Here is a 12,344-nt window from a genome sequence, read left to right as displayed (position 1 = left end):
TTAATTTCCATAAAGGAGGATTTTACAATGGCAAAGCAAAAATTCGAAAGAAGTAAACCACACGTAAACATTGGAACAATTGGTCACGTAGACCACGGTAAGACAACATTAACAGCTGCAATCACAACAGTTTTAGCAAACAGAGGATTAGCAGAATCATTCAAATATGATGAAATTGATAAGGCTCCAGAAGAAAAAGAAAGAGGAATCACAATCAATACATCACACGTTGAATACGAAACAGAAAACAGACACTATGCACACGTTGACTGTCCAGGACATGCTGACTACGTTAAGAACATGATCACAGGAGCAGCACAAATGGATGGAGCAATACTAGTTGTTTCAGCAGCAGATGGTCCAATGCCTCAAACAAGAGAGCACATCCTACTAGCATCAAGAGTTGGAGTTGACTACATAGTAGTATTCTTAAACAAAGCAGATATGGTAGATGATGAAGAATTATTAGAATTAGTAGAAATGGAAGTTAGAGAATTATTATCAGAATACAACTTCCCAGGTGATGATATTCCAATAGTTAAGGGTTCAGCTTTAGTAGCATTAGAAAACCCAACAGATGAAAAATCAATCGCTCCAATCCTTGAGTTAATGGAAGCAGTAGATAGCTACATTCCAACTCCAGAAAGAGCAACAGATAAGCCATTCTTAATGCCAGTAGAAGATGTATTCACAATCACTGGTAGAGGAACAGTTGCAACAGGAAGAGTTGAAAGAGGAGTTCTTCACGTAGGAGACGAAGTAGAAATCGTTGGATTACAAGAAGAAAGCAGAAAAGTAGTAGTAACAGGAATAGAAATGTTCAGAAAGTTACTAGACGAAGCGCAAGCTGGAGATAATATCGGAGCTTTATTAAGAGGTGTTCAAAGAACAGATATCGAAAGAGGTCAAGTATTATCAAAAGTTGGTTCAGTTAAGCCACACCAAAAATTCGTAGGTCAAGTTTACGTTCTTAAGAAAGAAGAAGGTGGAAGACATACTCCATTCTTTGATGGATATAGACCACAATTCTACTTCAGAACAACAGACGTTACTGGATCAATCAAATTACCAGAAGGAATGGAAATGGTTATGCCAGGAGACCACATCGATATGAACGTTGAATTAATCACTAGAGTAGCAATGGACGAAGGATTAAGATTCGCGATCAGAGAAGGTGGAAGAACTGTAGGTTCAGGAGTTGTTACAAGCATAATCGACTAATATTAAATTTGATTATTAGTGATATATATAGTTTAATATAAAATTGTGATCACATTCAGAGAGTAAGGGGACGCCTTTACTCTCTTTTATTTTGAGATTTTAAATAAAGAAGCTCACAAAAAAGAAAATGAAAAAAATATTTATATGTAAATGATTAATATATTATAAATAGTAAAAAATAATAAAGAGAATATATATGTGGATAAAAATTACATTAAAAAATATGTTGCTAAATGAAAGGATAGAATATAAAATATATTTGCCGAAGTAATTATAGATATTATATAGTTTTAAAATTTAATAAAAAACGCTAAAAAACTCTTGAAAAGCCTATTTAATCATAGTATAATATAGGAGTTGTATAGCAAACAGCGATGAATCAGGAGGTTGCCGGACTTCCGGGTTAATTCCTGATGAGTATGTTAGGATCTAGAATCCGACGACAGGGGTTTTATAATTCTATGTGTTAAAGTATGAAACACGTGGAACAGTTTATAGAACATTGGCTGTTGTGCGTTAGAAGTAAAGCGTACATGAAAAGGAGGGAAACCAAGATGTCAAAACAAAAAATAAGAATCAGATTAAAAGCATTTGATCACAATATTTTAGATCAATCAGCTGAAAAAATTGTTGAAACAGCAAAGTCAACAGGAGCTAAGGTTGCAGGTCCAGTACCACTACCTACTGAAAAAGATGTTGTTACTATATTAAGAGCTGTTCACAAATACAAAGATTCAAGAGAGCAATTCGAAATCAGAACACACAAAAGATTAATCGATATAGTTAATCCATCACCAAAGACAGTTGATGCGTTAATGAGATTAAACTTACCAGCTGGTGTAGATATCGAAATAAAGCTATAGTCAATACTTATTAAATAAACAGTTTGAACTATTATGATTGTAAAGCAATCCGCTAATATGTTTAGGAGGTGTAGATACATGAAAAAAGCTATATTAGGAAGAAAAGTTGGAATGACTCAAATCTTTGATGCTAACGGAAAAGTTGTTCCTGTAACAGTAGTAGAAGCTGGCCCATGTGTTGTTGTTCAAAAGAAAACTATCGAAAAGGATGGTTATGAAGCAATACAAGTAGGTTTTGGAGACATAAGAGAAAAACTAGTTAACAAACCAAAGAAGGGACACTATGCTAAAGCAGGAGTTTCATTAAAAAGAAGATTAAAAGAATTTAGATTAGAAGATTGTTCAGCTTATGAAGTTGGCCAAGAAATAAAGGCTGATTTATTTGAAGTTGGAGAAAAAGTTGATGTATCAGGAGTTTCTAAAGGTAAGGGATTCCAAGGGGTTATCAAGAGATGGAATGCTAATAGAGGACCAATGAGTCACGGTTCTAAATTCCACAGAGCAGTAGGTTCTATGGGAGCTTCATCAGATCCATCAAGAACTTTCAAAAACAAGAATATGCCAGGGCATATGGGAGCTGTTAATACAACAGTATTAAACTTAGAAGTAGTTAAGGTAATAGCTGAAAAGAACTTAATACTAATCAAGGGTGGTATCCCAGGACCTAACAAAGGTACAGTAGTAATAAGAAACGCAGTTAAAGCTTAATTTCTGTAGAAAGGAGGAAACAGGATGCCTACAGTAGGATTATTTAATCAAGAAGGAAAACAAGTTGGAGATATCCAATTAAATGAAAATGTGTTCGGAGTTGAAGTTAACACTGATGCTATGCATCAAGTTGTTGTTGCTTTATTAGCAAACAAAAGACAAGGAACTCAATCAGCTAAGACAAGAGCTGAGGTTAGAGGAGGCGGAATTAAGCCTTGGAGACAAAAAGGAACTGGTAGAGCAAGACAAGGTTCTATAAGAGCACCACAATGGATAAAAGGTGGTATTGTTTTTGCACCAAAACCAAGAGACTACAGAGTTTCAGTTCCAAAGAGCATGAGAAGAGTAGCTATGAAGTCTGCTTTAACTACTAAGGTTCAAGAAAACCAAATGGTAGTACTTGAAGCATTAGCTTTAGAAGCACCAAAGACTAAGCAAATGGTTGAAGTTTTAAAAGCATTTGATGCTAAGAAAACTTTAATAGTAACTGGAGAATCTAATGAAGTACTTTACAAATCAGCTAGAAATATTGCTGATGTACAAATTATGCCAGTTAACAACATCAATGTTTATGATTTATTAAAATTTGAAAAATTAATCATAACTAAGGATGCTGTATCAAAAATTGAGGAGGTGTACGCATAATGACAAGCTATGATATCATAAGAAAGCCTGTTATCACTGAAAAAAGCATGAATGCTATGGCAGAAAAGAAGTACACTTTCATAGTTCAAATAAATGCAAACAAAGTTCAAATCAAGAAGGCTGTAGAAGAAATCTTCGGCGTTAAGGTTGAAAAAGTTCAAACTTTAAGAACTATGGGAAAAACAAAGAGAATGGGCGTACATGTAGGAAAGAGAGCAGACTTCAAGAAAGCTGTTGTTACTTTAACAGAAGATAGTAAGAGCATTGAATTCTTCGAAGGAATGCAATAACGCGAATAAAGCGTATTATTGGTATTTTAATACCAGAGAAGCTTAAAGTAAGGAGGGAATTTACATGGCAGTTAAGAAGTTTAGACCAACTACCCCATCAAGAAGACAAATGACAATGGCTACTTTTGAAGAAATTACAACAAGTACACCAGAAAAATCACTTCTTGTTTCATTAAACAAAACTGGCGGTAGAAATGCACAAGGTAAAATAACTGTTAGACACCACGGTGGTGGAGCTAAGAGAAAATATAGAATAATTGATTTCAAAAGAAATAAGGATGGTATTCCAGCAAAGGTTGCAACAATAGAATACGATCCAAACAGAACAGCATACATAGCTTTAGTTGTATATGCTGATGGTGAAAAGAGATATATAATTGCTCCAGTTGGATTAAAAGTTGGAGATGTTATAGTTTCAGGAGCAGATGCTGATATCAAAGTTGGTAACGCTCTTCCATTAAAGAATATACCAGTAGGTACTTTTGTACACAATATTGAATTACAAATTGGTAAAGGTGGCCAAATGGTAAGATCAGCTGGTACTTCAGCTCAATTAATGGCTAAAGAAGGTAACTATGCTACACTAAGATTACCTTCAGGTGAAATGAGATATGTTAGAATCGAATGTAGAGCTACAATCGGAACTGTTTCAAATACTACTAATGATATAATTAATATTGGTAAAGCAGGTAGAAAGAGACATATGGGATGGAGACCTACAGTTAGAGGTTCTGTAATGAACCCTTGCGATCACCCTCACGGTGGTGGTGAAGGTAGATCACCTATCGGTAGACCAAGTCCAGTTACTCCATGGGGTAAACCAGCACTTGGATACAAGACAAGAAAGAATAAGAAGTATTCTGACAAATTCATAATAAAGAGAAGAAACGATAAGTAGTATGAAGAGAAATGAAAATTCTCTTCATGGCTTGTCAGCCTAGAGATTATGAAGGGAGGCAAATTATAGTGAGTAGATCAACAAAAAAAGGACCTTTTGTACATGAAGGACTTTTAAAGAAAATTGAAGAAATGAATGCTAGTGGAGATAAGAAGGTTGTTAAAACTTGGTCAAGAAGTTCTACAATATTCCCACAAATGATCGGTCATACAATAGCTGTTCACGATGGAAGAAAGCATGTTCCAGTTTTCGTAAGCGAAGATATGGTTGGACACAAGCTTGGTGAGTTCGCATTAACTAGAACTTACAGAGGACACGATTATGACGAAAAAGCAGCAAGAAAAAGAAAGTAATCCCGGAAAGGAGGAACATAAATGGAAGCTAGAGCTATAGCTAAATATGTTAGAATGTCTCCAACAAAAGTAGGAGTAGTTCTTGATTTAATAAGAGGAAAAAATATTCAAGAGGCTTTCGCTATTTTACAATATACTCCAAAAGATGCAGCTGTTGTTATAAACAAAGTTTTAAAATCAGCTGTTGCTAATGCAGAAAATAATCACGAAATGGATGTAGAAAGATTATATGTAGCAGAAGCGTTCGTTGGTGCAGGTCCAACACTTAAGAGATTCAGACCAATGGATCACGGTAAAGCATTTAGAATTAACAAAAGAACAAGTAACATTACACTTGTAGTTAAAGAAAGAGCTTAGAAAGAAGGAGGGAAATCAAGTGGGTCAAAAAGTACATCCTCATGGACTTAGAGTAGGAGTTATCAAAGATTGGGATGCTAAGTGGTATGCTTCAAAGAAGAACTTTGCAGACAATCTAATAGAAGATAACAAAATAAGAGAATTCGTAAAGAAGGAACTTTTCTCAGCTGGTATTTCAAAGATTGAAATTGAAAGAGCAGCTAAGAGAGTTAAGTTAAATATATATACTGCTAAACCAGGTGTTATAATTGGAAAAGGTGGAGCAGGAATTGAAGCTTTAAAAGCTAAGTTAGCTAAAGTTGCTGACAACAAAAACTTATTAATCAACATAGTTGAAGTTAAGAACGCTGAAGCAAATGCTCAATTAATGGCAGAAAATATAGCTGCTCAATTAGAAAAAAGAGTATCATTCAGAAGAGCTATGAAACAAAGCATCCAAAGAGCTATGAAACTTGGAGCTAAAGGTGTTAAGACAGCTTGTTCAGGTAGATTAGGCGGAGCTGAAATAGCTAGAACAGAACAATATCATGAAGGAACAATTCCACTACAAACTTTAAGAGCAGACATCGATTATGGATTTGCAGAAGCTGATACAACATATGGAAAAATTGGCGTAAAAGTTTGGGTTTATAATGGAGAAGTTCTTCCAACTAAAAAAGTTGAAAAGAAGGAAGAAGTTAACGCATAAGAAAGGAGGAATTAGTCATGTTAATGCCTAAAAGAGTTAAGCATCGTAAGGTACAACGTGGTAGAATGAAAGGAAAAGCTACAAGAGGGAATTTCCTTGCATACGGAGATTTTGGTATTCAAGCTACAACATGTGGTTGGATAACTAGTAATCAAATTGAATCTGCCAGAATTGCTATAAACAGATATATAAGAAGAGGAGGAAAACTTTGGATAAAGATTTTCCCAGATAAGCCAGTAACTGAAAAGCCAGCTGAAACAAGAATGGGTTCAGGTAAGGGTTCACCAGAATACTGGGTAGCAGTAGTTAAACCTGGTAGAGTTTTATTTGAATTATCAGGAGTTAATGAAGAAGTTGCAAGAGAAGCAATGAGACTTGCATCACACAAACTTCCTGTAAAGTGTAAGTTCGTTACAAGAAGAGATTTTGAGGAAATGGGTGGTGAAGAATAATGAAGGCTAGAGAATTAAAAGAATTAAGAGCAAATAATCCTCAAGATTTAAAGGTTAAATTAAATGACCTTAAAGCTGAATTATTCAACTTAAGATTCCAATTAGCTACAGGTCAATTAGAAAATCCTATGAGAATAAGAGAAGTAAAAAAATCTATAGCCCAAATCAAAACCATCATTAGAGAAGAAGAGATCAGGGCTTTCGAGCAGTAAATCTGAAAGGAGGTAACTCTTAATGGAAAGAGGACTAAGAAAGAAAAGAATAGGTAGAGTTGTTTCAGATAAAATGGATAAAACAATAGTTGTTGCTGTTGAAACTAAGGTTAGACACCCATTATATGGTAAGACAGTTAATAGAACAACTAAGTTTAAGGCTCATGATGAAAACAATGAAGCTAAAATTAATGATAGAGTTTTAATTATGGAAACTAGACCATTATCTAAAGATAAGAGATGGAGACTTGTTGAAATAGTTGAAAAAGCTAAATAGGCTTTAAGTCTGAAAGGAGGGTAATTCAATGATACAACAACAAACCTTACTAAAAGTAGCAGATAACTCAGGTGCAAAGGAAATCATGTGCATAAGAGTTTTAGGCGGATCTAAGAGAAAGTTCGGTAACATTGGAGATGTAATAGTTGCTAGCGTTAAAAGTGCAACACCAGGCGGAGTTGTTAAAAAGGGAGACGTTGTAAAGGCTGTTATAGTTAGATCAGTAAGAGGATTAAGAAGAGCTGATGGTTCATATATTAAATTTGATGAAAATGCAGCTGTTATTATAAAGGATGATAAGCAACCAAGAGGAACTCGTATCTTCGGACCAGTTGCTAGGGAGCTAAGAGATAACGAATTTAACAAGATTTTATCATTAGCACCTGAAGTTCTATAATGGAGGAGGTGTCTTATTTGAAGGTACATGTTAGAAAAAACGACACAGTTGTAGTTGTTTCTGGTAAAGATAAAGGAAAAACTGGTGAAGTTTTAAAAGTATATCCTAAGACAGGTAAAGTTATTGTTCAAGGAGTTAATATAGTTAAAAAGCACCAAAAGCCAAGCAGAACTAATATGCAAGGCGGAATAGTTGAAAGAGAAGGAGCTATATACAGCTCAAAAGTTATGTTATACTGCACAAAGTGCAAAAATGCTACAAGAATTAGTAACAAAATATTAGAAGATGGTACTAAAGTTAGAGTTTGTAAGAAGTGCGGAGAAACATTCTAAAATCTGAAAGGAGGTACTAAATTATGACAACAAGACTTCAAGAAAAATATCAAAAAGAAGTAATTCCAGCTATGATTGAAAAGTTCGGATATAAAAATATAATGGAAGTTCCAAAGCTTGAAAAGATAGTTATCAACATGGGTGTTGGAGAAGCTAAGGATAATCAAAAAATATTAGAAGCAGCAGTTAATGATTTAAGCATAATTGCAGGTCAAAAGCCAATCTTAACAAGAGCTAAGAAATCAGTTGCTAACTTTAAGATTAGAGAAAATATGGCTTTAGGATGTAAGGTTACATTAAGAAAAGCAAAGATGTACGAATTTGCTGATAAGTTAATGACAATTGCTCTTCCAAGAGTTAGAGACTTCAGAGGAGTTTCAAGCAAAGCTTTTGATGGTAGAGGAAACTACTCATTAGGAGTTAAAGAGCAATTAATATTCCCAGAAATCGAGTATGATAAAATAGACAAGGTGAGAGGAATGGATATCATCTTCGTAACAACAGCTAACACTGACGAAGAAGCAAGAGAATTACTAAGATTCCTTGGAATGCCATTCGCTCAATAATAAGGAGGGGAAACCGTGGCACGTAAAGCTATTATAGAAAAATGGAAAAAAGAACCAAAATATAAAACAAGAGCTTATACAAGATGCAGAATATGTGGAAGACCACATTCAGTATTAAAGAAGTTTGGTATATGCCGTATATGTTTTAGAGAACTTGCTTACAAGGGCCAAATCCCTGGTTGTAAGAAAGCAAGTTGGTAAAAAACTGATATAGTGAAAGGAGGCACATTAAATGGTTATGACAGATCCTATCGCAGATTTGCTAACTCGTATAAGAAACGCAAATGCTGTTAAACATGAAGTAGTAGAAGTTCCTTCATCAAACGTGAAGAAGGCTATTGCAAATATATTATTACAAGAGGGATATATAAAAGAATTAGAGGAATATAACGATGGTGTTGTTCCAATGTTAAGAATATCTCTTAAGTATGGTGCAGATAAAGAAAGAGTTATAACTGGTATAAAGAGAATCTCTAAACCAGGACTTAGAGTTTACTGCAAGAAAGATGAAATTCCAAAGGTACTAAGCGGACTTGGTATTGCTATAATCTCAACATCAACTGGATTATTAGTTGATAGAGAAGCAAGAAAAGCTGGATTAGGCGGAGAAGTACTTTGCTACGTTTGGTAATTACAAATTAGAAAGTAACTAGATTAACATATATAAGAACAAGTAAAACAGGAGGTGCGATTATGTCAAGAGTAGGTAGATTACCTATAACTATACCTGCAGGCGTAACTGTAGCTGTTTCAGCAGATAACGTTGTTTCAGTTAAGGGTCCAAAGGGCGAACTTGTTAAAGCTATGGACAAAGACATGAATATAGCAGTTGAAAATAACCAAGTTGTTGTTACTAGACCTAGTGATCAAAAAGAGCACAGAGCTCTTCACGGATTAACTAGAGCATTAATCAACAACATGATAATCGGAGTAGAAAAAGGATTCGAAAAGAATTTAGAATTAATCGGTGTTGGTTACAGAGCTCAATTACAAGGAAAGAAACTTGTAATGAACTTAGGATATTCACATCCAGTTGAAATAGAACCTATGGACGGTATTACTTTCGAAACTCCAGCTGCAACAAAAGTAGTTGTTAAAGGAATAGACAAGGAAAAAGTTGGAGCTGCAGCGGCTGATATCAGATCATGGAGAAAACCTGAACCATACAAGGGTAAAGGAATTAAGTACGATAACGAAGTAATCAGACGTAAAGAAGGTAAGACTGGTAAGAAATAATAGAAAGGAGTGAAACCTTTATGTTTAAGAAGGTAGACAGAAAAGCTAGTAGAGAAAGACGTCACCTAAGAGTACGTAAGAAAATTTCTGGTACTCCTGAAAGACCAAGACTTTCAGTATATAGAAGTGAAAAGAATATATATGCTCAAATTATAGATGATGTTAATGCAGTAACATTAGTTTCAGCTTCAAGCTTAGATAAAGCAGTAGATGTTAAAGTAGGCGGAAATAAAGAAGCAGCTAAATTAGTTGGTGAATTAATAGCTAAAAAAGCTTTAGAAAAAGGAATTTCAGAAGTTGTATTCGATAGAGGTGGATACGTATATCACGGAAGAGTTCAAACTTTAGCTGAAGCAGCAAGAGAAGCAGGCTTAAAATTCTAATAAACAAGGAGGGAAATACATGAGAATCGATCCTAGCACACTAGACCTTAAGGAAAAGGTTGTTAACATAAACAGAGTAACTAAGGTTGTTAAGGGTGGTAGAAACTTCAGATTCAGCGCTTTAGTAGTTGTAGGTGACGAAAACGGACACGTAGGCGTTGGAATGGGTAAGTCAATAGAAATCCCAGAAGCAATTAAAAAAGGAATAGAAGACGCTAAGAAACACTTAGTAAGTGTTGCGATAGTTGGAACTACTGTTCCTCACGAAATATATGGAAAATTTGGAACTGGTAAAGTTCTTATAATGCCAGCTAAAGAAGGTACAGGAGTTATCGCTGGAGGTCCAGCAAGATCTGTATTAGAATTAGCAGGATTAAAGGATGTTAGAGCTAAGTCATTAGGTTCAAACAATCCTAAAAACATGGTAAATGCTACAATTAACGGTTTAGCAAACTTAAGAACAGCTGAAGATATAGCTAAATTAAGAGGCAAAACTGTTGAAGAAATTTTAGGTTAGGAGGGAAAGCAATGGCAAAGATTAAAGTTACTCTAGTTAAGAGTTTAATTGGAAGAAAAAAAGACCACATTGCTACTGCACATGCCCTTGGACTAAAAAAGATTGGTAAGACAGTAGAACATGAAGAAACTCCTCAAATCAGAGGAATGATTAACAAAGTTGACTATCTACTAAAAGTAGAAGAAGTTTAATAAGAGGAGGTGCATTGAGTAATGAAACTTCATGAATTAAAACCAGCAGTTGGAAGTAGAAAAGCTCCTAAAAGAGTTGGTAGAGGTACTGGTTCAGGTTTAGGTAGAAATGCTGGAAAAGGTGAAAAAGGCCAAAAGGCTAGATCAGGTGGCGGAGTAAGACCAGGTTTTGAAGGTGGTCAAATGCCATTATATAGAAGACTTCCTAAGAGAGGATTCACAAACATATTTGCTAAACAATACGTTAGCATTAACGTTGATAGATTAAATATATTTGAAAATGGAACTGAAATAACACCAGAAGTTTTACTTGAAAGAAGAGTTATAAGTAAAGTAAAAGATGGCGTTAAGATTTTAGGAAACGGAACATTAGAGAAGAGCCTAACTGTTAAAGGATGTAAGTTCTCAAAATCAGCGGCTGAAAAGATAGAAGCAGCTGGAGGAAAAGTTGAGGTGATTTAGTATGCTATCAACCCTACGTAATGCCTGGAAGGTTCCCGAATTAAAAAAGAGATTTTTATGGACTATATTTTTAGTTGCAATTTTCAGGATAGGAACACATATTCCTGTTCCTGGAATTAGCACAGATGTTTTAAAGAATTTAGCAACTAGTGGAACTATTTTTGGTTTCTATGATCTTATATCAGGAGGAGCATTTAGACAGTTTAGTATATTTGCTTTAAGTGTAACACCATATATTAATGCTTCTATTATAGTTCAATTATTAACTATAGCAATTCCTTCATTAGAGCAACTTTCAAAAGAAGGTGAAGATGGAAGGAAGAAAATTCAAAAGATAACGAGAATATTATCTATTGTTATAGGATTCATTCTTGCTTTTGGAACTTATAGTATGGTTGCAGCTAAAGGAGCAACAGGTGTAATGCCATGGACAGAAATTATTGTTGTATTAATAGCTTTAGTAGCAGGTTCAACTTTCTGTATGTGGTTAGGAGATCAGATTACAGCTAAAGGATTTGGAAATGGGATATCGATATTGATATTTATAAATATAGTATCTCAGTTACCTATAACTTTAATGTCATTATTTACATTAAAGGATAAAGGTGAAATTTCTATAATAGAAATTTTATTATTTGTTGCTGCTGCAATTATATTATTAGGAATAGTAATATTTTTCTCATTAGCAGAGAGAAGAATACCTGTTCAATATGCTGGTAAGGCTATTGGAGGAAAGGTTATGAGAGGTCAAAGTACTCATATTCCTTTAAGTATTATAGGATCAGCTGTTATAGCAATAATATTTGCTATGTCAGTTATGATGTTTCCAAAGACAATTGCAGAATTCTTCCCAAATTATGACTGGGCAATATGGATAACAAGTAATCCGTATAGTATATTTAATGAATCAACATGGATGTATCCAGTAGTTTATGCAATATTAACTATATTCTTTACTTGGTTCTATACACAAATCACATTTAAGCCAGATGAAATGTCAGAAAATCTACATAAATCAGCTGGATTTGTGCCGGGAGTAAGACCAGGAGAAGCAACAGAAAAATATTTTGAAAAGGTACTTACAAAAGTATCTTTAATTGGAGGAGTATTTGCTGCTTTACTAGCAATACTACCAATATTAATTTCAAATACACAGTTACAAGGAATTCAATTTGGTGGAACATCATTATTAATTATGGTTGGAGTTGGACTTGATTTTTCAAGACAATTAGATTCACAATTAGTAATGAGACATTATCAAGGATTCTTAAAATAGATTAATAATGGAGATGATGC

Annotated in this window: 23 protein-coding genes; all 23 read left to right on the top strand. The window is 34.4% G+C overall.

Features of this window, described 5'->3' with window-relative positions:
* Positions 1-27 precede the first annotated feature (27 nt).
* The 23 genes from tuf (at position 28) to secY (ending at position 12,324) form a co-directional block, all read left to right on the top strand.
* Complete coding sequence (gene tuf / locus H9660_RS03990; protein WP_191748784.1) at positions 28-1,221, top strand: elongation factor Tu; 1,194 nt, start codon at positions 28-30, stop codon at positions 1,219-1,221.
* Between the two features lie 554 nt (positions 1,222-1,775).
* Positions 1,776-2,084 carry a 30S ribosomal protein S10 gene (gene rpsJ, locus H9660_RS03985; RefSeq protein ID WP_008681195.1) on the top strand — a complete coding sequence of 103 codons (309 nt, stop codon included), beginning with the start codon at positions 1,776-1,778 and terminating at the stop codon, positions 2,082-2,084.
* A 78-nt stretch (positions 2,085-2,162) separates the two neighbouring features.
* Complete coding sequence (gene rplC, locus H9660_RS03980; RefSeq protein WP_191748782.1) at positions 2,163-2,792, top strand: 50S ribosomal protein L3; 630 nt, start codon at positions 2,163-2,165, stop codon at positions 2,790-2,792.
* A 24-nt stretch (positions 2,793-2,816) separates the two neighbouring features.
* Positions 2,817-3,437: a 50S ribosomal protein L4 gene (gene rplD / locus H9660_RS03975; RefSeq protein ID WP_191748780.1), complete on the top strand. Its 621-nt coding sequence runs from the start codon at positions 2,817-2,819 to the stop codon at positions 3,435-3,437.
* Entirely contained in the window at positions 3,437-3,727 is a 291-nt protein-coding gene (gene rplW / locus H9660_RS03970) for a 50S ribosomal protein L23 (RefSeq protein ID WP_191748778.1), read from the top strand. Before rplD ends, rplW begins: the two co-directional genes overlap by 1 nt.
* A 64-nt stretch (positions 3,728-3,791) precedes the next feature.
* Positions 3,792-4,625, top strand: a complete 834-nt coding sequence (gene rplB, locus H9660_RS03965; RefSeq protein WP_066889843.1) for a 50S ribosomal protein L2 — start codon at positions 3,792-3,794, stop codon at positions 4,623-4,625.
* A 68-nt stretch (positions 4,626-4,693) separates the two neighbouring features.
* Entirely contained in the window at positions 4,694-4,978 is a 285-nt protein-coding gene (gene rpsS / locus H9660_RS03960) for a 30S ribosomal protein S19 (protein WP_136006846.1), read from the top strand.
* A gap of 21 nt (positions 4,979-4,999) precedes the next feature.
* Positions 5,000-5,335 carry a 50S ribosomal protein L22 gene (rplV, locus tag H9660_RS03955; protein WP_008681188.1) on the top strand — a complete coding sequence of 112 codons (336 nt, stop codon included), beginning with the start codon at positions 5,000-5,002 and terminating at the stop codon, positions 5,333-5,335.
* Between the two features lie 19 nt (positions 5,336-5,354).
* A complete protein-coding gene (rpsC, locus tag H9660_RS03950) occupies positions 5,355-6,023 on the top strand; it encodes a 30S ribosomal protein S3 (RefSeq protein ID WP_066889847.1) in 669 nt (222 codons plus the stop codon).
* 17 nt (positions 6,024-6,040) lie between these two features.
* Positions 6,041-6,475, top strand: a complete 435-nt coding sequence (gene rplP / locus H9660_RS03945; RefSeq protein ID WP_008681186.1) for a 50S ribosomal protein L16 — start codon at positions 6,041-6,043, stop codon at positions 6,473-6,475.
* On the top strand, positions 6,475-6,687 hold the full coding sequence (gene rpmC, locus H9660_RS03940; RefSeq protein WP_008681185.1) for a 50S ribosomal protein L29: 213 nt from the start codon (positions 6,475-6,477) through the stop codon (positions 6,685-6,687). Before rplP ends, rpmC begins: the two co-directional genes overlap by 1 nt.
* Positions 6,688-6,709: 22 nt before the next feature.
* Positions 6,710-6,964: a 30S ribosomal protein S17 gene (gene rpsQ / locus H9660_RS03935; protein ID WP_066889849.1), complete on the top strand. Its 255-nt coding sequence runs from the start codon at positions 6,710-6,712 to the stop codon at positions 6,962-6,964.
* Positions 6,965-6,992: 28 nt separating this feature from the next.
* A complete protein-coding gene (gene rplN / locus H9660_RS03930; protein ID WP_008681183.1) occupies positions 6,993-7,361 on the top strand; it encodes a 50S ribosomal protein L14 in 369 nt (122 codons plus the stop codon).
* 17 nt (positions 7,362-7,378) lie between these two features.
* Complete coding sequence (rplX, locus tag H9660_RS03925) at positions 7,379-7,693, top strand: 50S ribosomal protein L24 (RefSeq protein WP_191748776.1); 315 nt, start codon at positions 7,379-7,381, stop codon at positions 7,691-7,693.
* Between the two features lie 23 nt (positions 7,694-7,716).
* Positions 7,717-8,259, top strand: a complete 543-nt coding sequence (rplE, locus tag H9660_RS03920) for a 50S ribosomal protein L5 (protein WP_066889853.1) — start codon at positions 7,717-7,719, stop codon at positions 8,257-8,259.
* 15 nt (positions 8,260-8,274) lie between these two features.
* Positions 8,275-8,460: a type Z 30S ribosomal protein S14 gene (locus tag H9660_RS03915; RefSeq protein WP_008681179.1), complete on the top strand. Its 186-nt coding sequence runs from the start codon at positions 8,275-8,277 to the stop codon at positions 8,458-8,460.
* A gap of 31 nt (positions 8,461-8,491) precedes the next feature.
* Positions 8,492-8,890: a 30S ribosomal protein S8 gene (rpsH, locus tag H9660_RS03910; protein ID WP_191748774.1), complete on the top strand. Its 399-nt coding sequence runs from the start codon at positions 8,492-8,494 to the stop codon at positions 8,888-8,890.
* Positions 8,891-8,952: 62 nt separating this feature from the next.
* Complete coding sequence (rplF, locus tag H9660_RS03905) at positions 8,953-9,495, top strand: 50S ribosomal protein L6 (RefSeq protein WP_191748772.1); 543 nt, start codon at positions 8,953-8,955, stop codon at positions 9,493-9,495.
* A 20-nt stretch (positions 9,496-9,515) separates the two neighbouring features.
* A complete protein-coding gene (gene rplR, locus H9660_RS03900) occupies positions 9,516-9,878 on the top strand; it encodes a 50S ribosomal protein L18 (RefSeq protein ID WP_191748770.1) in 363 nt (120 codons plus the stop codon).
* 19 nt (positions 9,879-9,897) lie between these two features.
* Positions 9,898-10,395, top strand: a complete 498-nt coding sequence (rpsE, locus tag H9660_RS03895) for a 30S ribosomal protein S5 (RefSeq protein WP_066889860.1) — start codon at positions 9,898-9,900, stop codon at positions 10,393-10,395.
* Positions 10,396-10,406: 11 nt separating this feature from the next.
* Positions 10,407-10,586 carry a 50S ribosomal protein L30 gene (gene rpmD, locus H9660_RS03890; protein ID WP_008681171.1) on the top strand — a complete coding sequence of 60 codons (180 nt, stop codon included), beginning with the start codon at positions 10,407-10,409 and terminating at the stop codon, positions 10,584-10,586.
* Positions 10,587-10,607: 21 nt separating this feature from the next.
* Positions 10,608-11,048 carry a 50S ribosomal protein L15 gene (gene rplO, locus H9660_RS03885; protein WP_191748768.1) on the top strand — a complete coding sequence of 147 codons (441 nt, stop codon included), beginning with the start codon at positions 10,608-10,610 and terminating at the stop codon, positions 11,046-11,048.
* A 1-nt stretch (position 11,049) separates the two neighbouring features.
* Entirely contained in the window at positions 11,050-12,324 is a 1,275-nt protein-coding gene (gene secY / locus H9660_RS03880) for a preprotein translocase subunit SecY (protein WP_191748766.1), read from the top strand.
* Positions 12,325-12,344: the final 20 nt, after the last annotated feature.

This window comes from Clostridium gallinarum (assembly GCF_014836325.1).
GTDB classification, from domain to species: domain Bacteria; phylum Bacillota; class Clostridia; order Clostridiales; family Clostridiaceae; genus Clostridium; species Clostridium gallinarum.
This window is presented reverse-complemented; position numbering and strand designations above follow the sequence as displayed.